Source organism: Streptomyces sp. NPDC005962, from assembly GCF_040629205.1.
GTDB lineage: Bacteria > Actinomycetota > Actinomycetes > Streptomycetales > Streptomycetaceae > Streptomyces.
Genome location: NZ_JBEXVE010000002.1, coordinates 61,283 through 86,466, shown reverse-complemented (window position 1 = coordinate 86,466; position 25,184 = coordinate 61,283). Strand labels below are relative to the sequence as shown.

24 protein-coding genes and 1 pseudogene are annotated in these 25,184 nt (G+C 70.1%); 13 read left to right on the top strand and 12 right to left on the bottom strand.

The window, feature by feature from the left end:
• Window positions 1-28: 28 nt before the first annotated feature.
• Complete coding sequence (locus ABZ370_RS04410; RefSeq protein WP_358616279.1) at window positions 29-2,215, bottom strand: beta-L-arabinofuranosidase domain-containing protein; 2,187 nt, start codon at window positions 2,213-2,215, stop codon at window positions 29-31.
• Between the two features lie 110 nt (window positions 2,216-2,325).
• A complete protein-coding gene (locus ABZ370_RS04405) occupies window positions 2,326-2,679 on the bottom strand; it encodes a (2Fe-2S) ferredoxin domain-containing protein (RefSeq protein ID WP_358616276.1) in 354 nt (117 codons plus the stop codon).
• A 226-nt stretch (window positions 2,680-2,905) separates the two neighbouring features.
• On the opposite strand from ABZ370_RS04405, the gene ABZ370_RS04400 reads away from it, so the two are divergent.
• Both ABZ370_RS04400 and ABZ370_RS04395 read left to right on the top strand, forming a co-directional pair.
• On the top strand, window positions 2,906-3,382 hold the full coding sequence (locus ABZ370_RS04400; protein ID WP_358616273.1) for an extracellular solute-binding protein: 477 nt from the start codon (window positions 2,906-2,908) through the stop codon (window positions 3,380-3,382).
• Window positions 3,379-4,434 carry an acyl-CoA dehydrogenase family protein gene (locus ABZ370_RS04395; RefSeq protein WP_358616270.1) on the top strand — a complete coding sequence of 352 codons (1,056 nt, stop codon included), beginning with the start codon at window positions 3,379-3,381 and terminating at the stop codon, window positions 4,432-4,434. Before ABZ370_RS04400 ends, ABZ370_RS04395 begins: the two co-directional genes overlap by 4 nt.
• Window positions 4,435-4,584: 150 nt before the next feature.
• On the opposite strand, the gene ABZ370_RS04390 is transcribed toward ABZ370_RS04395, so the two are convergent.
• The gene (locus ABZ370_RS04390) at window positions 4,585-5,247 is read right to left on the bottom strand and encodes a class I SAM-dependent methyltransferase (RefSeq protein ID WP_358616267.1); all 663 of its coding nucleotides are present in this window, start codon (window positions 5,245-5,247) and stop codon (window positions 4,585-4,587) included.
• A 93-nt stretch (window positions 5,248-5,340) separates the two neighbouring features.
• A complete protein-coding gene (locus ABZ370_RS04385) occupies window positions 5,341-6,135 on the bottom strand; it encodes a SigB/SigF/SigG family RNA polymerase sigma factor (RefSeq protein WP_358616264.1) in 795 nt (264 codons plus the stop codon).
• A 254-nt stretch (window positions 6,136-6,389) separates the two neighbouring features.
• Between ABZ370_RS04385 and ABZ370_RS04380 the strand changes: the two genes are divergently transcribed.
• The 4 genes from ABZ370_RS04380 (at window position 6,390) to ABZ370_RS04365 (ending at window position 11,807) form a co-directional block, all read left to right on the top strand.
• Window positions 6,390-8,021 carry a carboxylesterase family protein gene (locus ABZ370_RS04380; protein WP_358616262.1) on the top strand — a complete coding sequence of 544 codons (1,632 nt, stop codon included), beginning with the start codon at window positions 6,390-6,392 and terminating at the stop codon, window positions 8,019-8,021.
• A 678-nt stretch (window positions 8,022-8,699) separates the two neighbouring features.
• Window positions 8,700-9,938, top strand: coding sequence for a cytochrome P450 (locus ABZ370_RS04375; RefSeq protein ID WP_358616259.1), 1,239 nt, complete (start codon window positions 8,700-8,702; stop codon window positions 9,936-9,938).
• 31 nt (window positions 9,939-9,969) lie between these two features.
• Window positions 9,970-11,208: a cytochrome P450 gene (locus ABZ370_RS04370; RefSeq protein ID WP_358616256.1), complete on the top strand. Its 1,239-nt coding sequence runs from the start codon at window positions 9,970-9,972 to the stop codon at window positions 11,206-11,208.
• Window positions 11,205-11,807 carry a nuclear transport factor 2 family protein gene (locus tag ABZ370_RS04365; protein ID WP_358616253.1) on the top strand — a complete coding sequence of 201 codons (603 nt, stop codon included), beginning with the start codon at window positions 11,205-11,207 and terminating at the stop codon, window positions 11,805-11,807. The genes ABZ370_RS04370 and ABZ370_RS04365 overlap by 4 nt, the downstream gene beginning before the upstream one ends.
• Window positions 11,808-11,815: 8 nt before the next feature.
• Here the strand turns inward: ABZ370_RS04365 and ABZ370_RS04360 are convergent, their stop codons facing one another.
• Together ABZ370_RS04360 and ABZ370_RS04355 are read right to left on the bottom strand one after the other, a co-directional pair.
• Window positions 11,816-13,435 carry an ATP-binding cassette domain-containing protein gene (locus ABZ370_RS04360; protein ID WP_358616251.1) on the bottom strand — a complete coding sequence of 540 codons (1,620 nt, stop codon included), beginning with the start codon at window positions 13,433-13,435 and terminating at the stop codon, window positions 11,816-11,818.
• A 109-nt stretch (window positions 13,436-13,544) separates the two neighbouring features.
• The gene (locus ABZ370_RS04355) at window positions 13,545-13,964 is read right to left on the bottom strand and encodes a YjbQ family protein (protein ID WP_358616248.1); all 420 of its coding nucleotides are present in this window, start codon (window positions 13,962-13,964) and stop codon (window positions 13,545-13,547) included.
• 71 nt (window positions 13,965-14,035) lie between these two features.
• Between ABZ370_RS04355 and ABZ370_RS04350 the strand changes: the two genes are divergently transcribed.
• The 5 genes from ABZ370_RS04350 (at window position 14,036) to ABZ370_RS04330 (ending at window position 18,095) form a co-directional block, all read left to right on the top strand.
• Window positions 14,036-14,149 carry a putative leader peptide gene (locus tag ABZ370_RS04350; RefSeq protein WP_358616245.1) on the top strand — a complete coding sequence of 38 codons (114 nt, stop codon included), beginning with the start codon at window positions 14,036-14,038 and terminating at the stop codon, window positions 14,147-14,149.
• 98 nt (window positions 14,150-14,247) lie between these two features.
• Window positions 14,248-15,060: an ABC transporter permease gene (locus ABZ370_RS04345; RefSeq protein WP_358616242.1), complete on the top strand. Its 813-nt coding sequence runs from the start codon at window positions 14,248-14,250 to the stop codon at window positions 15,058-15,060.
• The gene (locus tag ABZ370_RS04340) at window positions 15,033-15,809 is read left to right on the top strand and encodes an ABC transporter ATP-binding protein (protein ID WP_358616239.1); all 777 of its coding nucleotides are present in this window, start codon (window positions 15,033-15,035) and stop codon (window positions 15,807-15,809) included. The genes ABZ370_RS04345 and ABZ370_RS04340 overlap by 28 nt, the downstream gene beginning before the upstream one ends.
• A gap of 85 nt (window positions 15,810-15,894) precedes the next feature.
• Window positions 15,895-16,932 (top strand): ABC transporter substrate-binding protein, encoded by a 1,038-nt coding sequence (locus tag ABZ370_RS04335; protein WP_358616236.1) that lies wholly within the window; start codon window positions 15,895-15,897, stop codon window positions 16,930-16,932.
• The gene (locus ABZ370_RS04330) at window positions 16,932-18,095 is read left to right on the top strand and encodes an LLM class flavin-dependent oxidoreductase (protein WP_358616233.1); all 1,164 of its coding nucleotides are present in this window, start codon (window positions 16,932-16,934) and stop codon (window positions 18,093-18,095) included. The genes ABZ370_RS04335 and ABZ370_RS04330 overlap by 1 nt, the downstream gene beginning before the upstream one ends.
• A gap of 38 nt (window positions 18,096-18,133) precedes the next feature.
• Here ABZ370_RS04330 and ABZ370_RS04325 read toward each other — a convergent pair whose 3' ends face one another.
• The 5 genes from ABZ370_RS04325 to ABZ370_RS04305 all read right to left on the bottom strand — a co-directional run bounded on the left by ABZ370_RS04325 (window position 18,134) and on the right by ABZ370_RS04305 (window position 21,631).
• A complete protein-coding gene (locus ABZ370_RS04325; protein WP_358616230.1) occupies window positions 18,134-18,268 on the bottom strand; it encodes a DUF1330 domain-containing protein in 135 nt (44 codons plus the stop codon).
• 90 nt (window positions 18,269-18,358) lie between these two features.
• Window positions 18,359-19,210, bottom strand: a complete 852-nt coding sequence (locus tag ABZ370_RS04320; RefSeq protein WP_358616227.1) for a helix-turn-helix transcriptional regulator — start codon at window positions 19,208-19,210, stop codon at window positions 18,359-18,361.
• Between the two features lie 127 nt (window positions 19,211-19,337).
• Complete coding sequence (locus ABZ370_RS04315) at window positions 19,338-20,141, bottom strand: SDR family oxidoreductase (RefSeq protein WP_358616224.1); 804 nt, start codon at window positions 20,139-20,141, stop codon at window positions 19,338-19,340.
• Between the two features lie 288 nt (window positions 20,142-20,429).
• A complete protein-coding gene (locus tag ABZ370_RS04310) occupies window positions 20,430-20,621 on the bottom strand; it encodes a hypothetical protein (RefSeq protein WP_358616221.1) in 192 nt (63 codons plus the stop codon).
• Window positions 20,622-20,707: 86 nt separating this feature from the next.
• Window positions 20,708-21,631: a hypothetical protein gene (locus ABZ370_RS04305; protein WP_358616219.1), complete on the bottom strand. Its 924-nt coding sequence runs from the start codon at window positions 21,629-21,631 to the stop codon at window positions 20,708-20,710.
• A 98-nt stretch (window positions 21,632-21,729) separates the two neighbouring features.
• On the opposite strand from ABZ370_RS04305, the pseudogene ABZ370_RS04300 reads away from it, so the two are divergent.
• Together ABZ370_RS04300 and ABZ370_RS04295 are read left to right on the top strand one after the other, a co-directional pair.
• Window positions 21,730-21,906 (top strand): annotated as a pseudogene (locus ABZ370_RS04300) (pyridine nucleotide-disulfide oxidoreductase); the annotation flags it as partial.
• A gap of 118 nt (window positions 21,907-22,024) precedes the next feature.
• Complete coding sequence (locus ABZ370_RS04295) at window positions 22,025-24,976, top strand: SpoIIE family protein phosphatase (RefSeq protein ID WP_358616217.1); 2,952 nt, start codon at window positions 22,025-22,027, stop codon at window positions 24,974-24,976.
• Here ABZ370_RS04295 and ABZ370_RS04290 read toward each other — a convergent pair.
• Window positions 24,971-25,183, bottom strand: coding sequence for a DUF397 domain-containing protein (locus ABZ370_RS04290; protein WP_358616215.1), 213 nt, complete (start codon window positions 25,181-25,183; stop codon window positions 24,971-24,973). The genes ABZ370_RS04295 and ABZ370_RS04290 overlap by 6 nt on opposite strands.
• Between the last annotated feature and the right edge of the window lies 1 nt (window position 25,184).

Here is a 25,184-nt window from a genome sequence, read left to right as displayed (position 1 = left end):
GACGCCCGCCCGCTTCATGTCATCGGATCTATTGGCCGCCTCTGAGGTCCGTCCCGGCCGCTGCCGCCACGACCTTGTCCCGCTCGGCTCGGCTGAACCGCCCGTCGGACAGCCAGGCGTCGGCGAGGGTGCGTACCGCCCGGACGAAGCGGCCGGAGGTCGTGAAGGGGGCCTGCTTCCAGAGCACGTCGAGGAAGGTGAGCCCGTCCCCGCGGGCGCGGTTCGGTACGCCGGAGTCGGCCGCGCCGAAGACCACGACGGGTTCGGAGCGCGTGAAGTAGGCGTGGTACGGGGCGTCATCGGCGAGGTGGAACGGGGCGAGGGTCAGGCCGTGGGTGGTGAAGTGCATCGGCCGGTCGCCGGGCTCGATCGCGTCGGCGAGGTCGCCCCGCAGCGTGAAGTCCTTGTAGAAGGAGAACGCGCGGAATCCCGTGTCCCCGCTCCGGGCGACCAGCAGGACCGGCCCGTAGAACAGCGACTGCACGGCGGGATCGTCCAACGCCCGCTCGACGCGCAGGCGGTAGGGAGCGGAGATCCGGATACGGTCGCCGCGCCGCCAGTTCCCGCTGAGGGTGAGATAGCTGCCGGGCCTCGCCCCGGCCCGCTGCCGGACCCCGTTGACGGTGACGGTGAAGCCCGCCGTGGCCCATGCCGGGACCCGGAGCTTCACATCGAGCCGCCCCGAGCCCTCGCGGAAGGTCAGGGTGCGGACACCTTCGGCCGGGTAGTCGCTCGTCTGCTCGATGACGAAGCCACGCTCCGGCCACCGCAGCGTCGAGGCGAGGGAGAGGTTGACGTACAGCGCGCTGCCGTCGGCGGAGCGGAAGTACACCGAGTCCTGGCACTTGGTGTGGTTCTCCATACCCGTGCCGCCGCAGCAGGTGCCGGTGTTGTCGTACTCGCGCCGCACCCCCGGGCCCATCCCGACGAAGTAGGTGACCTCCGGGCTGGTCGCGGATGGGGCGTCCCGGCGGGAGGCGAGGATGTGGTTGGTCAGGCCGCGCTCGTAGTAGTCCAGGTAGGCGGGGTTTGGCTGGCGGAAGAACAGCTGTCTGCTCAGCTTGAGCATGTTGTACGTGGCGCAGGTCTCGGCGTTCTTGTCGTCCAGGGTGGCCGCGATGGCGTTCCGGGCCCGGAACATCTCCCCCTGTCCGGTGCCGCCCAGGCTGTACGTCCGGGGGCCCGCGACCATGCCCCAGAAGTTGCGGGCCGCGGTGGCGTACTCGGTCCGTCCCGTGTGGTCGAACAGCCGCAGATAGCCGGTGAACTGCGGGATGTGCTGGTTGGCGTGCTTGCCCTCCAGGGTGTCCCGGTCCTCGGCGCAGGCGTCCAGCAGCGTGGTGTTGTCGAAGCAGCGGGCGGCGGCGAGGTGTTCCGGGCTGCCGGTGAGGGCGTACAGGTCGGCCATCACCTCGTTCATCCCGCCGTACTCCCCCGCGATGTAGATGGACCACATCCGCTCCAGCTGGGCCCGCGGCAGGTGGCCGAGCCTGCTGTGCACCCAGTCGCCCATCCCCGAGGCGATCCGCAGGGCCTGCTCGTTCCCGGCGAGGGTGTGGGCGTCGAGCAGCCCGCGCATGATCTTGTGGCAGGTGTAGTACGGGGCCCAGATGGTGGGGTAAGTGGTGTAGCTCTCCAGCTGGATGAACTGGGTCTCCGGGTACGCCGCAAGATAGCCGGGGTGGCTGGGTCTCGGCGAGCCGTGCTCCGCCAGGGCCCGCTGACATTCGCCGAGCGCGTCGACCAGATAGTCGAGCTTGACCTTGAGCGCCGCCTCCCCCGTGTCCGCGCACGCCTGGGCGATGAGGGTGAGGAAGTGGCCGCCGTAGTGGCCGCGCAGATTGCCGACGGAGGTCTCCCAGCCACCGGGCGGCCGGGCGCCGCGGGTGTCCAGCCCGGCGTTGGCCCGGAAGACGGCCAGGACACGGTCGGCCGGGTAGGACCGGGCGTAGTCGAGCATCAGGTCGCGCTTGCGGCGGAACACGCCCTCGCCGAGGGCCACTTGGTCCAGCGGGAAGGGGCGTACCGGCCAGGCGGCCTGGGCGGACGCGGCACCGGATGCGGTGCTGGACGCGGCGCCGGATGCGGTGCCGGACACGGCGCCGGGGGCGGGTGTCGCCGCCTGTGCCCGCGGCACGGCGTGGACGAGCGGGGCGGCGGCCGCGGCTCCGGCCGCGAACCGCAGCGCGCGGCGGCGGGAGGGGGGTTGGGACATGCTCGGACTCCGATCGTCGGTCTTCCGGATGACGGGCGACGGTGCGGTGGCGCATGACCTGACAGAAAATAGCCGGTGACAACGGCAGCTTGCGACAGAAACAGACCGGTTCAGGGACGGCTTCGCGGGTCGAAGGTGTACAGGTCCAGGATCTCCGGCAGCGGCGCGACGCCGGGGCCGCCCGCGCGGACCCATCCGACGATGTCCTCGGTCGCGTCCGGGTCGTTGACCAGTCCCAGCCAGACCGGCCGCGCCCCGGCGGCGCGGCCCTCGGCGGAGGGCTGTACGACGACCACGTTGGCCTGGTCGCAGACGTCGAGGCAGTCGGAGATCCGTACCGGTGCGGCCTCGCGCAGCCGCTCGGTCTGGGCCGCGTGATCGACGCGGGTGATCTTGGGGCTGCCGCAGCAGCAGTCCCGGCACACCACCAGGCGACACGGTGCCGGGACAGCCTTCTTCGGCATGACTTTTACCTTTCCTTTGACAGCGGACGAGTCCGCCGCATAGCTTCAAGCTCACCTGTATCGCACAAGTATCCGAGGGGGAGCGGCCGTGCGGACCCTGCTGCTCACCAGGCGCCGGTACCTCGATCTTCGCAGGTCGACCACTACGGGATGTTGAGCGGTCCCTTCCCGCGTCCCCGTACTTTCACCCCGTGCTTTCTCCGCGCCTGCCTCCCCTGGACCGCCCATGCCCTCCGCCCGCATGTCGCGGCGCGGCCTGCTGTCGCTGGCCGCCGCCTCCTCCGGTTCCGCACTGCTGTCGGCGTGCGCCGGCGACGACTCCGGCGGCACGGTCGTGCCGTTCTACACGACCGAGTCGGACCCCAAATCGCTCGCCTTCTACCGCTCCGTGATCAAGAAGTTCGAGCGCGGACATCCCGGTGTCACCGTGAAGTTGACGCTGTACTCGGACGAGAACCAGCTGCAGTACCTCCAGACGGCCATGCAGACCGGCACCGACATCGGTGTCTTCGCACCCCCGGCCGCGAACATCCTCGACTGGGCCGTCAAGGGCTATCTGCTGCCCCTGACCGGCATGATCGAGGACATCGGCGAGGACGACTTCCTGCCCGGCACCCGCATCGTGCACCGCGGCGAGGACCACGCGATGCCGTTCCAGGCCCCCGTATCCCTCGTTCCGGCACAGAGGAGCCCTCCCGTATGACCGCCACGCCCGACCACCCCCTCGTCGCGGCGGCCCGCCGCCTCGCCGACGACGTCCTCTCCCCCGCCGCCGAGGCGCACGACCGGGAGGGCGTCACGCCCGAGGCCATCGAAGCCGTCAAGGCTTCGGGCGTGCTGGGGGTCAACGCACCGGCGGCGTACGGCGGCGCACAGGCTCCGGCGGCCGTCGGCCGGGAGATCGCCGAGATCCTGGCGGGCGCCTGCTGTTCGACGTTCTTCATCCAGGCCCAGCACCACACGCCGGTACGAACCCTGGCCACGGGCGAGGAGGCGGCACGCGAGCGCTGGCTGCGGCCGCTGAGCGACGGCACGCTGCTCGCCGGAATCGCCTTCTCGCATCTGCGCGCCCACCCGAAGCTGCCCGTGCGCGCCACCCGGGTGGCGGACGGCTGGCGCTTCGACGGGCGCGTGCCCTGGTACACCGGCTGGGGGCTGAACGACCTGTTCCTGCTCGGCGGCGCCACCGAGGACGGCGAGGTGGTCTTCGGCGTCGTCGACGCCCACGAGCAGCCGGGCCTGACCCCCACCGGCCCGCTCCAGCTCGCCGCGCTCACCGGTTCGCACACGGTCGGACTGCTGCTGGACGGGCTCGTGGTGCCCGACGAGGCGGTGGCGGTGCGCCTCCCGCACGAGCGCTGGGCGACGGAGGACCGCCCGAAGAACACCAACACCAACCCCGCCGTCTTCGGCGTGGCCCGCGCCGCGCTCGACCTCCTCGACGCGTCCGGCGACGGGGAGGCGAAGGAGACGGCGGACGTCCTGCGGACACGCCTGGACGCGGCGCGCCGCGACGCCTACGCCCTGGTGGACGAGGTGTCGCCCGCCGAACGGCTGGACGACCGGCTCGCCGCCAAGACCCGGGCCTACGACCTGATGCGCGCCGCCACCACGGCCGCGATCGCCGCGGGCGGCGGCCGGTCCTTCGGCCTCTCCCACCCGGCCCAGCGCCTCGCCAGGGAGGGCCTGTTCCTCGTCGTCCAGGGCCAGACCCCCGAGGTCCGCACGGCCCACCTGGCGGCGCTGCGGCGGTAACGGACAAGCGAATGGCCCTCACCGACGGGGGATGCGGTGAGGGCCACGTCCAGTGTGGCACGGATGAAGCCCTGACGTACCCCTTCCGGCCAAGAAACATGGCATATATCTACCTCTTTGCCCCCAGTCGCCTCAGGTGCCCCAGCTGTTTCAGCGACCGACGCCGGTCGGCGGCTCCGCGACGCCGATGAAGTTCCCGCCGACCGTCCGGACGCGGACCGACCACCCCAGCGCCGCAAGGCCGTCCGCGAGGACCCGGGCGTCGTGGAACACCTTGACGACGCGGTACCGGCTGCCGTCATCGAGCCGACGCACCACCGCCGGGACGGGCTGGTCCGCGAGGACGTCCTCCTCGGCGGCAGCGGCGGGGCCGTCGTCGATGAAGATCGCTTTGCCGCCCGGTGCGAGCGCGGCGGCGACCGTGTCCCAGAAGGCGGGCAGCCGCGCCGGTGGAACGTGGGAGAGCCAGAAGGCGAAGAACACCGTGTCGTAGCGGCGTGGCGGCTGCCACGTGAACAGGTCGGCCTCGACGAACCGGACGGCGGGAGACGCGGACGCGGTCCTCGTCCGGGCCAGGGCCAGCACCTCGGCCGCCGCGTCGACAGCCGTCACCGACCGCGCCCGCGCCGCGAGCCCCGGCGTCCACTGGCCCGTTCCGCAGGCCAGCTCCAGCACATCCCCGGCGATCGGGAGGCCGTCGACGGCGGCCAGCAGCTCCCGCAGGTCTTCGCGCACCGCGTACGGCCGGTCGTACGCGGCCGCGCCCGCCCGGTAGTAGGCCAGCTGCTCTGTCAGAAGCGCGTCGTCATCCATGCGGGGTCCTCTCCTCCGGGTCCCGGACACCTTCGGCCTTCGCCTTGGGGCAAGGTCAAGCGTCATGCGCTCCCAGGGCCCGGGGAGGGGACGTCACGCCGCCGGGGCTTCGATCTGGTCGTGCAGGCGGGCGCAGGTCCGGTTGATCAGGCGGGAGACGTGCATCTGCGAGATGCCGAGTCGCTCGGCGATCCGGCCCTGCGTCTCCTCGCGGAAGAAGCGGAGGTAGAGGATGTGCCGCTCGCGTTCGGGCAGGGCGCGCAGCTTGGGCTTGAGGGCCTCGCGCTGGATGACGCGGTCGTAGGAGGGTTCGGGCGCGCCGAGGGTGTCGGCGAGGGAGTATCCGTCCTCGGCGCCCGGGAGTTCGGCGTCCAGGGAGAGCGCCGAGAAGCTCTCCATCGCCTCCATCCCCAGCAGCACGTCCTCCTCGCTCATCCCGGTGTGTTCGGCGATGTCCCGCACGCTCGGGGAGCGGTCGTCGGGGGTGCGGGTGAGCTCCTGCGCGGCGGCGCGCACGCGGTTGCGCAGCTCCTGGACGCGGCGCGGCACATGCACACCCCACATGTGGTCCCGGAAGTGGCGCTTGATCTCGCCCACGACGGTCGGCACGGCGAAGCTCGCGAAGGCGCTGCCACGGTCCGGCTCGTACCGTTTGACGGCCTTCACCAGACCGAGCATCGCCACCTGCCGCAGATCCTCCGCGGACTCGCCGCGGTTGCGGAACTGCCGGGCCAGCCGCTCCGCCATCGGCATCCAGGCCCGTACGACGTCCTGCCGCAGCGTCTCCTTCTCCGGCCCCTCGGGCAGAGCGGCGATGCGCCGGAACTCGGCGGCGGTGTCGGGAGCGTCGTCGTGCGAGTGCTTGCTACGTGTGCGTACGGCAGTCATGCGCCGGTCTCTCCCTCTGGGCGTGGGCGGTAGCACCTGGGAGAGATCTGCCTGCACGGGGTGGCGAACAGAGCACACCCCGAGCAGCCGAACCGCTCCCTTGGGCGTGCCTCCGTTCCGAAGCACATTGCTGCGCCTGCCCCTCGCCGCCACCCGCAAACAACTCCGCCCGTGGCCGGTGCGGGGGTATCGAGGCGCGGGGTTCGCCACATGATTCGATGGACTCCTGCCTTACGGGAGGTCCAGGGCGATCCATGATCCGACGCGTACTCGCCGCCGCCGTGAGCCTGGCCGCGCTGATAACCATCCCCTCGGCCGCGCCCATGGTCGCGCCCGCTGTCGGGCGTCCCCTGACGGTGTTCACCGACAAGGGCGCCGTCGCGGGGGCCGCGGCGGAGGGGGTCGGCCGGTTCCTCGGCATCCCGTACGCCGCGCCACCGGTCGGCGGTCTGCGCTGGCAGCCGCCCGCGCCCGCGGCCACGTGGCCGGGCGTCCGGTCGGCGGAACGGCCCGGTGCGCGCTGCGTCCAGACGGCCACCGGGACCGGCCCGGGCACGAGTGAGGACTGCCTGTACCTCAACGTCTACGCCCCCGAGCGGCGCACGGAGCGTCCGCTGCCGGTGCTGTTCTGGATACATGGCGGGGGCTTCATGAATGGCGCGGGCGACCTCTACGACGGTTCGCTGCTCGCGCGGACCAACAACATGGTGGTCGTCACGGTCAACTATCGGCTCGGGATGTTCGGCTTCCTCGACCTGCCCGGGCTGAGCGAGCGCGGTGCGGGCAACTACGGCCTGCTGGACCAGCAGGCGGCGCTGCGCTGGACCCAGCGGAACATCGGCGCGTTCGGCGGGGACCCCGGCCGGGTGACGGTCTCGGGAGAGTCGGCCGGTGGCCAGTCCGTGTGCTCCCTGCTGGCCTCGCCCCCGGCCCGGGGGCTGTTCGACCGCGCCATCATCCAGAGCGGGGGATGCCCGAGCCTCACGACCGCGCAGTCCACGGCGCGGGGCAGGAGCTTCGCCACCGCCGCCGGTTGCCGTGCGGCCGCGACCGGCGTGTCCTGTCTGCGGGCCAAGCGGGCGGACGACTTGCTGGCCGCCTCCGGACGCGACTTCGGTGGCATCCTGAACGGCCCGCTGCCCGTGTCCGGGGTCCCCGAACTGCCGGTCGCGCCGGGCGTCGCGGTGCGCTCCGGACGGTTCGCCGACGTCCCGCTCCTCATCGGCACCAACCGTGACGAGATCGGCAAATGGACGCCCCCGTTCGCGAACGCGACCAGGGAGCAGTACGAGCGGGTCATCCGCCAGCACTTCGGCGCACACGCCGACGGGGTGCTCGCCCGCTACCCCTACGGCGCCCGCCCCGGCCCGTACAGCGCGGCGTACGCCCTCGGCGCGGTGTGGACCGACAGCAGCGTGTTCTACGGGATGGGCGGCTGCCAGTACCGGCGGCTCGCGGGCCGGTTCGCGGCCCAGCAGCCCAGGACGTACTTCTACGAATTCGGCGACCCCGCCCCGCCCTCGCCCGGCCCCACTCCGCCCGGCTTCGCACCGGGCGCGACCCACGCCACCGAACTCGCCTACCTGTGGCCCAGCATGGCCCAGAAGCCACTGACCCCCGAGCAACAGCAGCTCTCGCGGACGATGGTGCGCTACTGGGGCGCGTTCGTACGCGACGCGAACCCCACGACGCGCGAGCAGCCCGCGTGGCCGCCGTACCGCAGCGGCCGGTTCATGTCGCTGCTGCCCGGCGACCGCAGCAAGGCCGTCGGCTCCGCGGTGTACTCGGCGCGACACCAGTGCTCCTACTGGAACGGGATCGACTACGACTGGCTGACCACCGACCCGGCCCACCTCATGAACGCGCTGCGCGACCGCGGAAAGTGAAACCTGTTACGGACCGGCGCCGCGGGGTTATGGAAACGAATAGCGAGGCGAACCGAGAAAAGCGGCAGCCAATACTCCGCTTTAGGTCAAGACGAAGCGGCAGCCAATATTCCACTTTGGGCCGACATGAAATGTGGCGATGAGCCATGGGGAAGGGTTAACGCCACGTAGTTAAACACGGCCCGGAACCGTAGGGATTGAGGGGATATTACGGACCCGCGGCACGAGATAGAGAACACAATGGACCCAACGAGACGGGCCGAAATCAAAGCCTGGATCTTGGTTGACACCAAAGGTGATGACCGGTTTAACTGAGTGGCGCCAGTAGTTGATCCCACTGATCTGGCGGGGGAAGTATTCAGATATGGATTCGCGGCCCGACCATCACTTACGGCATGGTCCAGTTACCGGAAGTCCGCCATTCACGGCCTCGACGGTAGCGTTTAAAGCAACCTTCTCTCCGCGGTCCGGCACCGGCGAATTTATTCGCACATCAGCGCTATTCCGTCCCGCTGCGGACCAGTCGCTACCGACGTGTCCGCCGACCGCTTGATACGCGATACCCGTATTGACACGCGATACCCGTAGGAGCGGACACCGCGGCCGACGGCGGCGACCACTCCGTACTCCTCACGGTAGACCACGCAAGAAATACGCAAGAAATAAGGGGGCGGTTCCATGACCGATACCTATGAGCCCAATCTTCTGGACCCCGCGATTATGGCCGATCTCCGAGGGGAGTTCGGGCGGCTGCGAGACGAGTCGTCGCTCTGGCGCGGATGGGCCATGGACGGTACTCCCGCCTGGTACGTGACGGGCGCGGCGGAGGTCCGTACGGTGCTGGGCGATCCGCGGTTCGCCACCCGCAAGGCACCGGAGCCCGGCACCGAAGATCCGCTGATCAAGAATCTGACCAACCTGGGCATCCCCGAGGACTTGACCGTCTACGTCACCGGGATGCTGATCAACTTCTCCGGGGCCGAGCACGCTCGACTGCGCAAGCTGGTCTCCTACGCGTTCACCGGGCGCCGGGTCGCGAACCTCCGTCCGCGTATCGAGGAACTCACCGAGAAGCTGCTCGACGGCATCGAAGCCGCCTCGGCGGGCCCCGACCCCGTCGACCTGATCGATTCGTTCGCGTATCCGGTGCCGATCGCCGTGATCTGTGAACTCGTCGGCGTGCCCGAGAGCGACCGCCCGGCGTGGCGCGAGTGGGGTGACGCGCTGGTGTCGATGTCGCCTGACCGCACGCCGGACGCCCTGCGGTCGATGGTCGAGCAGGTCAAGGACCTGGTGAAGCGCAGGCGTGCCACACCGGCCGACGACCTGATCACCGGGCTGCTCCAGGCCCAGGCCGAGGACGGGGACCGGTTCTCGGACGACGAACTCGTCACGCTCGTCATCAACATCGTGTTCGCCGGCCACGAGACCACCGCTCACCAGCTCGGCAACTCGATCGCCGCCCTCCTCACCCACCCCGACCAGCTGGAACTCCTGCGCCGCGAACCGGACCGCTGGCCCACCGCGGTGCACGAGCTCGTACGCCTGTGGACGCCGTTCCCCATCAGCCCTCTGCGGTACGCCCTCGAGGATGTCGAATTGGGCGGATTCACCATCGCCGCGGGCGAGGCGGTCCAGCCCGTGCTCATCTCCGCGAACACCGACCCGAACTGTCACAGTGATCCCGACCGCTTCGACGTCAGCCGCCGCGAGGGAGAACGCGGTGGCGGAAACCTGGGGTTCGGGCACGGCATCCACTACTGCCTGGGTGCTCCGCTGGCGCGGATGGAGACGGAGATCGCCCTCTCGGCACTTTTCCGCCGCTTCCCCGACCTCACTCTCGCCACCGAACCCCACTGGGCCCCCCACCCGTTGATGGTGCGGCTGGCGCAGCTCCCCGTCTTCCCGCGCCCGTAACGACGCGGCGTGCCTGAGGAGGTGCTGGCCGATGGCCGACATATACGAGCCCAACCTGTTGGATCCCGAGCTGATGGCCGACCCCCATGGCGGGTTCAAGCGGCTACGGGAAGAAGCGCCGGTCTGCCGTGGCCGGACCATGGGCGGCGACCCGGCCTGGTACGTGACCCGGGCCGCGGACGTCCGCGCGATACTGAACGACCCGCGATTCGTGGTGACGAACGTCAACTCGGCACCGGACGCCGGGGGCGATCCGAGGATACAGCTCGTCGCCAACCTGGGTGTCTCCGAAGAACTCGCCACCTATGTCGTGGACCTGCTCCCCGACCGGGACGGCGCTGACCACACCCGGCTGCGCCGGCTCGTGGCTCCGGCCTTCGGCGGGCGCCGGATCGCGAATCTCCGTCCCCGGGTGAAGGAGATCACCGACTCGCTGCTGGACGAGATCGAGGCGGGCGGGCCCGGTCCGGTCGACCTGATCAACTCGTTCGCGTATCCACTGCCGATCACCGTGATCTGCGAGCTCGTCGGCGTGCCCGAGAGCGACCGCCCGGCGTGGCGCGAGTGGGGTGACGCGCTGCTCACTCTGGATCCGGCACGCTTCGCCGGTGCGCTCCAGTCGATGGTCGACCAGGTCAAGGATCTGCTGGAGCGGGTCCGCGCCGAACCGGCCGACGACCTGATCAGCTCCTTGATCAAGACCCAGGCGGACGACGGGGGCTATCTCTCCGACGACGATCTGGTCAAGCTGGTCATCACGCTGGTGAATACCGGGCACGAGACCACCGCCCATCTCCTCAGCAACGCCGTGGCCGGGCTGCTCGCACACCCCGAGCAGCTGGAGCTGCTGCGCCGCGAGCCGGAGCGCTGGCCCGTCGCGGTGCACGAGATGATGCGGCTGTGGACCCCGGTGCGCGTCACGGCCTTGCGGTACGCCACCGAGGACGTGGAGATCGGCGGTGTCCCGATCAGTACGGGCGAAGCGGTGCAGCCGGTGCTGATCTCCGCCAACACCGACCCCGGCGAGCACTCCGACGCCGATCGCTTCGACATCCGCCGTCGCGAGGGGGAGCGCGGCGAGGGGCACGTCGGTTTCGGTCACGGCATCCACTACTGCCTGGGGGCGGCTCTGGCTCGGCAGGAGGCCGAGATCGCTCTCTCCACACTGTTCAGCCGGTTCCCGGACCTCACGCTTTCCGGTGAACCCCAGTGGCTCGCCGGTCCGTTGATGGTTCGGATGTCCCAACTGCCGGTGAAATTGCGCGGGTGAGCACTGCCCTGTCGATGCGGCCCCGGAAAGGCCGCATCGACACCATCACCTTCACAGGAGGGTTCCTCGTGCCCGATACCGCTCCGCCGGACACCGACAGCCTGTCGGTGCTGTGCGACCATGCCTCGATCGTCAAGACCTGCACGCTGATGGCCAGGATGGCGGACCGTCAGGACTGGGCTGCCTCCGAGGAGATCTTCACCGAGGAGGTCGATCTCGACTACACCTCCCTCAACGGGGGAGAGCCCCTGCAGCTGCCCCGCCAGAGTGTCATCGCCGGTTGGAGCGCGGTTCTCGGCGGGCTGGACGCCACCCAGCACCTGGTCGGCAACCACTTGGTCACGCTGAACGGAGATACCGCCGAGTGCACCGCGTCCGTCCTGGCCACCCACATTCTGGAGAATGAGCAGGGTGACCCCGTCTGGACGGTTGGCGGGCACTACCTCTACAGCCTGGTCCGCACCGCCGAGGGCTGGCGCATCAGCGGTCTGAAGATGACAGCGGATTGGACCACCGGCAACCGGGAGATCATGGTTCTCGCTATCGAGAACCAGCCCCAGCACGTCACGGAGTGGAAGCACGAGAACAGCCCGACGTAGCGGTCGCGTCAGCGAAGCCGCTCCACCCGGCGCTCGTCCCACACCGGCTCCGCCGTCTCGCGGATGACACCGTCCGAACCGAAGACCAGGAAGCGGTCGAAGGAGCGCGCGAACCAGCGGTCGTGCGTGACGGCCAGCACCGTGCCCTGGTACGCCTCGAGCCCCTCCTGCAGCGCCTCCGCCGACTCCAGGTCCAGGTTGTCGGTCGGCTCGTCCAGCAGCAGTGCGGTCGTTCCGGCCAATTCGAGCAGCAGGATCTGGAAACGGGCCTGCTGACCGCCGGAGAGCCGGTCGAAGAGCTGGTCGCCCTGGCGTTCCAGCTCATACCGCCGCAGCGCGCTCATCGCCCGGCCGCGGTCCCGGGCGTGCTCGGTCCACAGGATCTCGACGAGGGTGCGCCCGCCGAGCTCCGGCCGCGCATGGGTCTGCGCGAAGTGGCCGGGCACGACGCGCGCGCCCAGTTTCCACTGCCCCCGGTGAGCGACGTCCTCCCCGGCCAGAAGCCGCAGGAAGTGGGACTTGCCCGACCCGTTGGACCCCAGAACGGCCACCCGCTCGCCGTAGAAGACCTCCAGGTCGAACGGGCGCATCAGCCCTTCCAGCTCCAGCCCCCGGCAGGTCAGCGCCCGCAGCCCGGTGCGTCCGCCCGCGAGGCGCATCGTGATGTCCTGCTTGCGCGGAGGCTCCGGAGGCGGGCCCGCCTCCTCGAACTTCCGCAGCCGGGTCTTCGCTGCCTGATAACGCGACGCCATCTCATCGCTGCGCGCCGCGTACCGCCGCATGTCCAGCACCAGCCGCTTCAGCTGCGCGTGTTTCTCGTCCCAGCGGCGGCGCAGTTCCTCGAACCGTTCGAACCGCTCTTCCCGGGCCGTGTGGTACGTGGCGAAACCGCCGCCGTGGACCCATACGTCGCTGCCCGCCGGGCTGGGCTCGACGCTGACGATCCGTGTCGCCGCGCGGGACAGCAGTTCCCGGTCGTGGCTGATGAACAGCACGGTCTTGGGCGTTTCCCGGAGCCGCTCCTCCAGCCACCGCTTGCCCGGCACATCCAGGTAGTTGTCCGGCTCGTCGAGCAGCAGGACGTCGTCGGGGCCCCGCAGCAGCGCCTCCAGCACCAGCCGCTTCTGCTCGCCCCCGCTGAGCGTGCGCACCGCACGCCACTGCGCCTTCTCGTACGGCACCCCGAGCGCGGCCATCGTGCACATGTCCCAGAGCGTCTCGGCCTCGTAGCCACGCGCCTCGGCCCAGTCGCTAAGCGCCTGGGCGTACGCCATCTGGGCCGCCTCGTCGTCCCGCTCCATGACCGCGAGCTCCGCCTCGTCGACCGCCCGGGCGGCCTGCCGCACCACGGGCCGCGCCACCGAGACCAGCAGGTCCCGGACCGTCCGCTCGTCCCGCACGGAACCGACGAACTGCGGCATCACGCCCAGGGAGCCGCTGACGGTCACCGTCCCCTCATGTGGCTCCGTCTCCTTGGAGAGAAGCCTCAGCAGTGTGGTCTTGCCCGCCCCGTTCGGCCCCACCAGGGCGGCAACCGTGCCTTCGCCGACCCGGAACGAGACATCGCCGAGCAGCAACCGCCCGTCCGGCAGGAAGTAGGCGAGATGCGCGGCCTCCAGATGTCCCATGACCCGGCATTCTCTTGTCGCCACACCATGACCGGCAAGGCATTTTCCGCCGGGCGTGCCAGACGGGCGGGTCAGCCGGGCGGGTCAGCCGGGCGTGTCAGCCGGGCGGTCAGCCCAGGAAGCTCAGCCGGACCTGGCGGTGGGGGTTGTCGCGGTTGGTGTCGACCAGGCACACCGACTGCCAGGTGCCGAGCGCCAGCCTGCCGCCGAGGACCGGGAGGGTGGCGTGGGGCGGGACGATGGCCGGGAGGACGTGGTCGCGACCGTGGCCCGGGGAGCCGTGGCGGTGGCTCCAGCGGTCGTCGGCGGGGAGGAGGTCGCGGAGGGCCGCGAGGAGGTCGGTGTCGCTGCCCGCGCCCGTTTCCAGGATCGCGATACCGGCGGTGGCGTGCGGGACGAAGACGTTGAGCAAGCCATCGGCGCCCTGCGCCACCTCGCGCAGATACGCCTCGCAGTCGGCGGTGAGGTCGGCGACGCTCTCGCCGGTGCCGGTGGTGATGTCGAGGGTGTGGGTGCGGAAAGTAGCCATGTCTCCATCCTGATAGGTGCTCGCTTAAAACTCCCGCAACAAAGGTCCGAGGGGCAAGACAGCGTTGACCCATGTCGGACGTCGTCGCTAGCTTCAAGGACATGTCTACGTCAGCCCTGCTCACCACGCGCGGTCACATCGACCTGCTGCGGGTGGCGTCCGCCGCGTGTCCCGGCACCTGCTGACTTTTCCTTCCCCCTTTCTCCGCCGTCTCGTTCCCTTCCTGCCGCACTGACCGCCGTGTCGTGCGGGCACCGAGGCGTACGCCTTCCATGGAGTCCCCGTGTCCCCGGTTCTTCTCGAACCGGTCGTGCCCCTGTCCGCGCGCCGCCGCACCGTCCCCCGCTGGCTGCGCCGCACGACCGGTCCCCTCGTTCTGCTACTGCTCTGGCAAGTGTCCAGTGCGACCGGCGTGCTGCCCTCCGACATGCTCGCCGCGCCCGGCACCATCGCCGGTACCGCCTCCGGCCTGATCCAGGACGGCACGCTGCCGCACGCCATGCTGGTGTCGGTGCAGCGGGTGCTGAACGGGCTGGTGATCGGCGGAGTCGTCGGCATCGGGCTGGCCCTGATCTCCGGACTGTCGCGGCTGGGCGAGGACCTGGTCGACGCGACCGTGCAGATGCTGCGCAGCATCCCCTGGGTCGGGATGATCCCGCTGTTCATCATCTGGATGGGCATCGGCGAGGCCCCCAAAATCGCGCTGATCGCGCTCGGTGTCGCCTTCCACCTCTATCTGAACGTCTACGCGGGCATCCGCGGCGTGGACGAACAGCTCATCGAGGCCGGGAACTCGCTCGGGCTCGGGCGCTGGGGGCTGATCCGCCATGTGGTGCTCCCGGGCGCGCTGCCCGGGGCCATGACCGGACTGCGGTACTCGCTGGCCACCGCCTGGCTGGCGCTGGTCTTCGGCGAGACGATCAACGCGGACGACGGGATCGGCTTCCTGCTCAACCGTGCGCGCGAGTTCTTCCAGACCGACGTGATCGTGGTCTGCCTGATCGTCTACGCCGCCCTCGGCCTGCTCGCCGATTTCATCGTCCGCACTCTGGAGAGGCTGCTGCTGCAATGGCGACCGACCTTCACCGGCAAGTGAACCCGCTCACGAAGGACACGACGCACGACGCGGCGGTACGGGTCGACTCGCTGACCCGCTCCTTCGACGGCCGCGCCGTCATCGACAACCTCGAACTGACCATCCCGCGAGGCGAGTTCGTGGCGCTGCTCGGCCGCAGCGGCTGCGGCAAGTCGACGCTGCTGCGCGTACTGGCCGGGCTCGACCGGGAGATCGAGGGCGAGGTGCTGGTGCCGCGGCGCAAGGCCGTCGCCTTCCAGGCGCCGCGGCTGATGCCGTGGAAGAAGGTGTGGCGCAATGTGCTGCTCGGCCTTCCCGGCCGCCCCGGACGGGAGGTCGCCGAGAAGGCGCTGGAGGAGGTCGGGCTCGGCCACCGGACCGACGCCTGGCCCAAGACGCTGTCCGGTGGCGAGGCGCAGCGCGCCTCGCTCGCCCGGGCGCTGGTGCGCGAACCCGATCTGCTGCTGCTCGACGAGCCGTTCGGCGCGCTGGACGCGCTCACCCGGATCACCGCCCAGCGGCTGGTCGCCGACCTGTGGCAGAGCCGCGGCTGCGCGGTGCTGCTGGTGACGCACGACGTCGAGGAGGCGCTGCTGCTCGCCGACCGGGTGCTGGTGATGGACGGCGGTGTCATCGCGCACGAGACCCGGGTGAACCGGGACCGGCCGCGTGACATCGGCGATCCGTACATCGCGGATCTGCGCACCCGACTGCTGGACCGGCTGGGTGTGGAGGCACCCGAAGCCGCCGAGGTCGAGAAGGTCGCGTAACACCTCCTCGGTTCCCTCTCGTACGCCTCCCCTCGTGCGAGCGACCCCCTCCGCACAACCCTCACCAAGAACGGACCCCGCTGACATGAGACGGCGAATCGCCCCGGCCCTGCTCATCACCCTCGCTCTGCCGCTCTCCGCATGCGTCAGCTCGAACTCTCAGAACGCGTCCTCCGGCTCCGGCGGCCACGTCGACGGCAAGGGCGATGTGACGCTCAACGTCGGCGACCAGAAGGGCAACGACGAGGCGGTGCTGAGCGCCGCCGGTGAGCTCAAGAACCTCCCGTACAAGATCAAGTGGTCGACGTTCACCTCCGGTCCGCCGATCCTGGAGGCCGTCAGCGCCAAGGCCGTGGACATCGGCGGCGTCGGCAACACCCCGCCCGTCGTCGCCGCGGCCGCCAAGTCCAAGATCAAGATCGTGGGCGCCAAGCACGGTACGACCGACGGTGAGGCGATCGTGGTGAAGAAGGGCTCGTCGCTGAAGAAGACCGCCGACCTCAAGGGCAAGCGGGTCGCGGTCGCGCAGGGCAGCTCGGCCCACTTCCAGCTCGTCGCCTCGCTCCGCAAGGCCGGGCTCTCGATCAAGGACGTCAAGGTCAGCCTGCTCCAGCCCGCCGACGCGCTGGCGGCCTTCAAGAGCGGCAAGGTCGACGCCTGGGCCATCTGGGACCCGTACACCGCCCAGGCGCAGCGCCAGGCGGACGCCCGCATCCTCACCACGGGCAAGGGGGTGACCAATGGTCTCAACTTCCAGGTCGCCAACCCGACCTCGCTCGACGACAAGAAGAAGACGAAGGTCATCAAGGACTACTTGGAGCGGCTGCGCCGGGCCCAGGTCTGGGTCTACAAGCACCCCGAGGCGTGGGCCAAGGTGTGGGGCAAAGAGACCGGGCTGCCGTACGACGTGGCGCTGGACTCCGTGAAGCGGACCAACGGCACCCGGGTGTACACCGCCGTCGACAAGGCCGCCATCGCCTCCGAGCAGCAGATCGCGGACACGTTCGCCAAGCTGAAGCTCACCCCGCGCCGCTTCAACTTCGCCGACTACGTGGACACCCGCTTCAACGGCGGTCTGCCGCCGTCCAGCACCGCGCCGCGCACCTTCGGGAAGGGCTCCTGATGTCCGCCCACCTGCACTGGTTCCTGCCGACGGGCGGCGATGGGCGCACCCTGGTCGACCGGCACGCCTACACCGGCGGCGACCGCTCGCGCATCACCCCGGTGAGCGGCGTCCGGACGCCCGACATCGACTACCTCACGCAGATCGCCAAGGCCGCCGAGCATCTGGGCTTCGAGGCGGTGCTGACGCCGACCGGCACCTGGTGCGAGGACTCGTGGGTGACGACGGCGGCGCTCGCCCAGCACACCGAACGGCTGAAGTTCCTGGTGGCGTTCCGGCCGGGGCTGATCTCACCGGTGCTGGCCGCGCAGATGGCCGCGACGTACCAGCGGGTCACCCGCGGGCGGCTGCTGCTCAACATCGTCACCGGCGGTGACTCCGCCGAGCAGCGGCGCTTCGGCGACCATCTCGACCACGACCAGCGGTACGCGCGCACGGCGGAGTTCCTGGAGGTCGTACGGGGCGTGTGGGGCGGCAAGCCCTACGACTTCGACGGCGAGCACTACCAGGTCGCGGGCGGGCTGACCGCCGTGCCGCCGGACCCGCTGCCGCAGATCTTCTTCGGCGGCTCCTCCCCGGCCGCCGGGCCGGTCGCCGCCCGGCACACGGACGTCTACCTGACCTGGGGCGAACCGCCCGCCCAGGTCAAGGAGAAGATCGACTGGATTCGGGGCCTGGCGGAGCGGGAGGGCCGGGACGTCCGTTTCGGCATCCGGCTGCACACCATCGCCCGCGACTCCTCGCGCGAGGCGTGGGCGGTCGCCGACAGGCTGCTGGACGATCTCGACCCGCAGGCGGTCGCCTCCGCGCAGCAGGCGCTGGGGCGCAGCGAGTCCGTGGGCCAGCAGCGGATGCTGGCGCTGCACGGCGGCTCGCGCGACCAGCTGGAGATCTCGCCCAACCTGTGGGCGGGGGTCGGGCTGGTGCGCGGTGGTGCGGGGACGGCGCTGGTCGGCAGCCATGCGGAGATCGCCGACCGGATCGAGGAGTACCACGCGCTGGGCGTGGAGCACTTCATCCTCTCCGGCTATCCGCATCTGGAGGAGGCGTACTGGTTCGGCGAGGGCGTGACGCCGGAGCTGGCTTCACGCGGTCTGCTGGCGGACGACCGCCCGGCCCCGGGTGCGGGCGCCGCGCCACTGCTGGTCGCCGGGGGCCGGTAGGCCCGTACGAACGTCCGCGGACGGGCCCGCCATTGTGGTCAGGGCCCGCCGTCGACGAACAGCAGCCTGCGGTCCAGGGCGTCCTTGCGGATCTCGAGAGCCTGGGCGTACTCGGGCGACGCATACCAACGGCGGGCGTCGGCCATGGAGGGAAACTCCAGGATCACGAGCACGTGAGCCGACAGTCATCTCCTCATCATCGTTCCCTGACCCCGGCGTTGGACATCGAGCACTCTTGCCGCTGGTCGCTTCCGGTCACAGCACTAAGCCGCCCACGACGCCAATAGGGCTAGACCGTCCGCGGTCGCCGTGCCAGCGGGCGCGGTGTAGACGTTCAGGAGCAGGCCGGGTTCGGCAGGCAGCTCCATGGACTCGACGTCCAGGTCGAGCTGGCCCACTACCGGATGGTGCACACGCTTGCGTCCGGACCGGTGGAGCCGAACGTCCTGAGATGCCCACCGCTGCCGAAATAGTTCACTGCTTGTTGCTAATTCACCGACTAGGGCGATCAGCTCCTCGTCGTGCGGATTGCGGCCGGCTTCCATGCGTAGCTTCGCGGCCACATCGCAGGCGATTCGGTCATAGTCGACGAAGAACGTTTTTGCCGCTTCGGGATCTAGATACACGAACCGCGCGGTGTTCGCCGGCCGTCGCGTGTCGGCCAGCACCGGTGAATACAGCGCGCGGGCAAGTTGATTCATGGCCAGCACGTCATAACGGCCGTTGCAAATCCAAGCCGGCGCATCGGTGATGGCGTCGAGCACCTGTTGAAGCGCCGGACGCACCGTCACGGCGGGTCGCCGGCGGCGTGGACCGCTGGGCGCCCGGGACTGCCGCGCAAGGTGGAATAGGTGATCGCGCTCGGCCTCGTCAAGTTGCAAGGCAGAGGCCAACGCGTCGAGCACCCCGTCGGAGGCGCCGGTGAGGCTGCCGCGCTCCATACGCACGTAGTAGTCGACCGATACCCCTGCTAGTAGAGCTACCTCTTCGCGACGCAGACCTTTGACCCGGCGGTTGCCGCCGTAGGCGGGCAGTCCGGCCCGCTCAGGCGCGATCCGCGCGCGACGCGAGCTCAGGAATTCCTTGATTTCAGTGCGCAGATCGATCGTGGCCACCCCTTCACCATAGGCCCTGTCCGCAGGCGAAGGGAGGTACTGCTGGTACCCCGACCACTGCGCTGAGACCCGACTTGGAGGTGTTCACGAGGGCCCGTCGGCCGCTGGCAAAGCCTCGCGCCGACGCCTAGGTACCTGATGCGGTCGTGGCGATGCCGCCGTCGATCGGGATGATGGTGCCCGTGAGGTAACACCCGGCCCGGCTAGCGAGGAACACGGCGATACCTGCCATGTCGTCGTCGCGGCCGAGCCGGCGCAGAGGGGCCTTCGCCGCGATCGTGTCGCCGATGGCATCGAGCGTGGACGCCATCATCTGCGACGGGAACGGTCCTGGGGCTACCGCGTTCACCGTGACGTGCTGTGGGCCCAGTTCCCTGGCAAGCACTCTGGTGAGTTGATGGAGTGCCGCTTTGCTGCTGGCGTACGAGTAGTTGGGCGACTCGGCGACGTGGATGGCGGCGATACTGCCGATGTTGATGATCCGCGCGGGATCATCGGCGGTGCCCGCCCTGCGAAGTGCGGGGAGCAGCGCCTGCACCAGCCAGAACGGGGACTTGAGGTTGAGGTCGATCACTGCGTCCCAGGCCTCGTCCGGGAACGTCTCCAGCGGCTCGCGCCACATCGCTCCCGCGTTGTTGACGAGGATGTCCAGGCGTTCCGAGTCGACCTTGACAAGATCAGCGAGGCGCTGACACTCGTCGTACCTGGACAGGTCGGCGGGGATTGCTTGAACGTCGCCGAATTCGGACAGTAGATGCTGTGCCTCCGCGCACGTGTCTGCCTTGCGTGAGCTGATAATGACGCGGGCGCCCGCCTGCAGAAGGCCGCGCGCTATCATCATCCCAATGCCCCTGGTGCCGCCAGTGACAAGTGCGTACTTCCCACTCAGATCGAAAAGGTCTGCGTGAGTGGTGAACTGGTTATCCGCCATTGGTCTTTGTTCCTTCTGTCGTGGAAGCATGTGCTGACACGGGCGCGCGTCCGGTGCAGCTGAATTGAACTGATGGGGGGGTAAAGCTGCGGTGCGTGTCCATGGAGTGTTGTCGGCGCTTTCGTTCAGGGCGCCTGGGACGGGTTCTCGGGCGGCCGCCGTGCGCGCCTCCCGTGGCTCCTCTGTGTAGCCGGGAGCCGCCTCAAACAGGTTGACAGGCGTCCTGGACGTCTGGGAGACCCTGGTGATGCAGGTACTGTGAGAGCCCCCCTTGCCTGGTGCGCTGGCTCACGCTGCCGCAATCCCCCACCGGGACCGGCAGCAACGCAACCAGCGCCGGCGGCAACGCCGCTCGGCGAGGTACACCACCACCGGCCACGGCAGGAAGAAGAACCGCTCCAGCTCGGGGCGGGTCGGCTCCTGGGTGAACGTCCCGTAGGACTCAGCCTGCTCATCGGTGTCCCGCCAGTGGGCTCTCATGCGTGACGGCCGCCCGGACGGCCCCTTGGACCGCAGAGCCTGAACACCGGCCTCCCGCCGAGCCCTCTGCTTCGCAGTCAGACCGCTCAGTAGCCGTCGGCGGCCGAGCGTAGGTTGGCCCGCACCGTGTCCAGATCCCGTCGGACCGCTTCGTACGCGGCCTTGTTCCGGTCGATGTCGGCCCGCTGACGCTTCGCCAGCACGGACCACCACACCCCGAGGGTGTTGTGCTTCCGCTTGCACTCGATGTCCGCGACGGCGGTGCCGACTTCCCGCTTGGTCTGGGTGGTGTTGCCGTCGCGGCCCGGGCCCCAGGCCTTGTCCTCCTGTGCGGCTTCCGGGTTCCCGTACCGCTTGAACCCCTTGTCCACGACGCAGTCCGACCAGGTGGCGAACGTCTTCCGGAGACGCCGGTCCTTGGCCACCGCCGCCCCCAGCCGCTGCTCACGCCGAGCCGGATACGCCCACATGTGGGAGGAGTCCGCCACGCCCTTGAGCAGTTGCCGGTCCCCTTGCCCGGCACAGCCGCCCTTCGGGGCGTCGTCGGACAGGCCGTACAGGGCCGCGTACTCCTTGTCCGTCATGGCCCGGCCCTTCGGCCCGGCCCCGGCCAGCGGGTCCTTCTTCGGTGACCAGCCGTATCCCCACCGCTTCGCCCGGTCGAGGTCGAGCGGCCCCAACGGCGTCTCCCTCACCCGGAGCGCCAGGAGCGGCGCCCCCGACGACCTCCGACTCTTCGGGGGTTTCGGGTCCAAGGGGAAGCCGGTGAAGCCCAGATCCACCATGCAGCGCTGTGCGAGACGATCCCGCGCCGTGTCGAATTCCTTGGTGGCCCGCTTGCCGAGCTTGTACCGGTCGATGGGCAGCGGCGGCAGGTCGTCCGCTTCCTGGGCGTCGGGCACTCCCTTGCGATCCCCGGACGACCCGGTCGTGGCACCTGCCCCGCAGCCCGCCACGACCGCCGTCACCAGCAGTGCGGCGACCCGCCACCGCACACGATGGAACCTCACGTCAATCCCCCCGTTCCTCCGCCAGCAGAAGGTTGGACCTTACCGCCCGTGCGCCGGGAAGGTCCGGGGCCGGAGCGGAGCCGGCAGAAGCGTGAACAAAGGTGTACGGGATGTACGACCGGGCCGGGATGCTGCTGACCAGCGACGACGCCCCTCCCGCGCGGCCCTCGTCCGAGGTGATCCCGGAGTACTCCGCACGCTACGAGCGCGCCTTCTGGCCGCGCTGCCCGGTGCAGGAGACCTTCCGGGGGCGGCAGCCGCACACCGCGCAGTACAGGATACGCCCGAGCAGTCGCATACCCTCAAAGTGTGCAATGCGCGTAATAGTGATTTTCCGGGGTATGTCCGGAGGCTTGCCCCGGTTCCGCTCGCGCTCGCGGCGGGAGGTGAGCCATGGCCGAGCAGGACCCCCTGGACCAGGCCGGTACCGGCCGCCTGCGCACGATCATCACGGCGGGCGATGAGCTGGGCGACGCCGAGCTGCTGGGCTACGCGCTGGACCACGCGGTCACGGAATCGGGCGGGCTGGGCGGCATGGTGCATCTGCGGGGCCCGGTCAGCCCGGGGCTGCTGCTGATGGCGGCGCATGGGCTCGCGCGTACGGTCGCCCGGCGCTGGGAGAAGATCGAGGAGTCCGGCGTCACCGCCCCGGCCCGCGCCGTGGCCGGCGGAGCGCCGGTATGGGCGCCCGCCCCTACCGGCGCCGCTCGCGGCCCGGCGCTGCCCGCCGACTGCGGGCTGCTGGCGGTTCCGCTGATCACCCCGGGCGGGGTGGCGGGCGTGCTGTCCGTGCTGACGGACCGCGCCCGGGAGCCCACGCGGCGGCAGCGGGAGTCGGTCGAGACACTCGCCGCGTGGGCCGCGCTGCGACTGCGGGAGCACTCGCCGACCCCCTGGCCGGCCGAAGCCGCCCGGGACCGGGAGGACCAGGACCTGGAGGGCTTGGACCTGGAGGACCGGGACCGGGAGGACCGGGACCCGGAGGGCCAAGTGCGGCAGGAGCCGCCCGCCACCCGTCTGCGGCAGGCGCTCAAAGCGCTCAGGGTGGGGTCCTGGGAGTGGAACCTGGCCACCGGAGAACTGGTGTGGGACGAGCCGACCCTGGCCCTCTTCGGCATGGAGCCGGACGCCCCGAAGCAGCCGTTCGAGAACTGGACCGGCATGGTCCACCCCGATGATCTGCCATGGGTGCTGGTCGAGACCGAGCAGGCGATCCGCCACCGCAGAGTCTTCAGCGTGGAGTACCGGATCTGCCGACCCGACGGGACCACGGCTTGGGTCAGCGCGCGGGGGCGGGTCCTGCTCGGGCAGGACGGTCAGCCTGTCGGCATGGTCGGCACGGTATGGGACACCACCGAGAACCGCATCGCCCGGGACGCGGTGAACCGCGCGCTGCGCCATATGAGCGACGCGTTCTTCGCGGTCGACAGCGAGTGGCGGATCACCTTCGTCAACGTCGAAGCGGAGCGAATGCTCGGTACCCCCCGGACGCTGCACGGCCGGACGCTGTGGGACGCCTTCGCCCAGCTCGGCGTCGATGCCGCGGAACCGGGTCTCGAGGCACACTGCCGACAGGCCGCCGACAGCGGCGCACCCGTCGAATTCGAGGTGCGGTGGCCCGCCAACGAGCGCTGGTACCACATGCGGCTGGTCCCGGTGCCGGACGGGCTGACGGTCTACGCCACCGATGTCACCGAGCGCCGGTCACGCGAGGAGGAGCGCGCCGCGGCGGAACGCGCGGCGGCCGAGCGCACCGCCCGGATCACCGATTTCACCAACGCCCTCGCGGAGGCCCTGACCATGCGGGACGTGGTGAAGGCCATCGCCGAGCGGGTGCTGCCGCCGTTCGGCGCCTCCGGCCTCGTCGTCCAGCTCATCGAAGGGAAGGTGATACGGGTCGCCGGCGCCGCCGGATATTCGCGGTCCTTCCTCGACTCCATCGACGGGTCCGCGATCGGCGACATCTCCCCGGTCGCGGAGGTGTACTACAGCAGGACACCGGCCTTCATCGGCTCGGCGGAGGAGTACATCGAGCGCTATCCGGCGATGGCCTGGCGCCCGTCCGCGGCCGATAAGGCCGCCTGGGCCTTCCTGCCGCTGACCGTCTCCGGCCGCTGCATCGGCTGCTCGGTCATCTCCTTCACCGAGCCGCGCCATCTCGACGGGGAGGAGCAGGCCCTGCTCACCGCCCTCAGCGGGCTCATGGCGCAGGCCATCGAGCGAGCCAGGCTGTACGACACGGAGCACAACCGGGCCAAGGAGCTCCAGCGGGGACTCCTGCCGCGGACCCTGCCGTCGCTGTGCACGGTCACCACCGCCGCGCGCTATCTGCCCGCCAGCGAGGGCATCGACGTCGGCGGCGACTGGTACGACGTGATCCCGCTGTCCGGCGCCCGGGTGGCCCTGGTGATCGGCGACGTGATGGGGCACGGCCTGTCCGAGGCCGCCACCATGGGGCGGCTGCGCACCGCCGTGCGCACCCTCGCGGATCTGGATTTCCCGCCCGCCGAGCTCCTCACCCGCCTCAATGAGCTGGTCAACGACCTCGGGGACAACTTCTACGCCACCTGCCTGTACGCGGTGTACGACCCCGTCACCACCACCTGCTCCTTCGCCCGCGCCGGGCATCCTCCGCCCGGGATCGTCCTCCCCGGGGGCGCCGTCCAGTTCCCCGGCCACTCCCCCGACCCTCCGCTGGGCGCGGCCAGGCCGCCGTTCGAGACGGTCGAGGTCTCCCTCCCCGAGGGCAGTCTGCTGGTGCTGTACACCGACGGGCTCATCGAATCGCCCACCCGGGACATCGACCGCGGCATGAAGCACCTGGCGAGCGCGCTGTCCGGCGCGGTCACGGTCCGGGGCGGGAGGGAACCCCTGGAGCGGCTGTGCGACGACGTCCTGGCGGAGCTGCTGCCCGAGAAGGAGCTCACGCAGGACGACGCCGCGCTGCTGATCGCCCGTACCCATGCGACAGCCCCCGACGACATCGCCGCCTGGCCGCTGTCCGACGGGCCGATCGCCGCGAGCGAGGCACGCGACCATGTCCGCGACCAGCTGGCCCGCTGGAACCTCGACCCGCTCATCATGACCGCGGAGCTACTGGTCAGCGAGCTGGTCGGGAACGCCGTCCGGCACGCCAAAAGCCCCGTCGGACTGCGTCTGCTGCGCGGTGAGGAGCTGATCTGCGAGGTTTCCGACGGCAGTTTGACCACGCCCCGCATCCGCCATGCCGCGGAGACGGACGAGGGCGGGCGCGGACTCCAGCTGGTGGCCGCGCTCTCCCAGCGCTGGGGCACCCGCTACACCGCCACCGGAAAGTGCATCTGGACCGAGCAGTCGGTGTTATGAGTGACGGATCTCCCTGACGAACGCGGCCCAGGCGGCGGCCGGGACGACCAGGGCGGGGCCCGCCTTGTCCTTGGAGTCGCGAATGCCGATCCGGGTGGTGCGGGTGAGGTGGGCGATCTCGACGCACCCGGTGCCGTTGTTTTCGCTGTACGAGGACTTGAACCAGGCGCCTTCCGGGGCGACATCGGGTGCTATGCGGTGACTCATG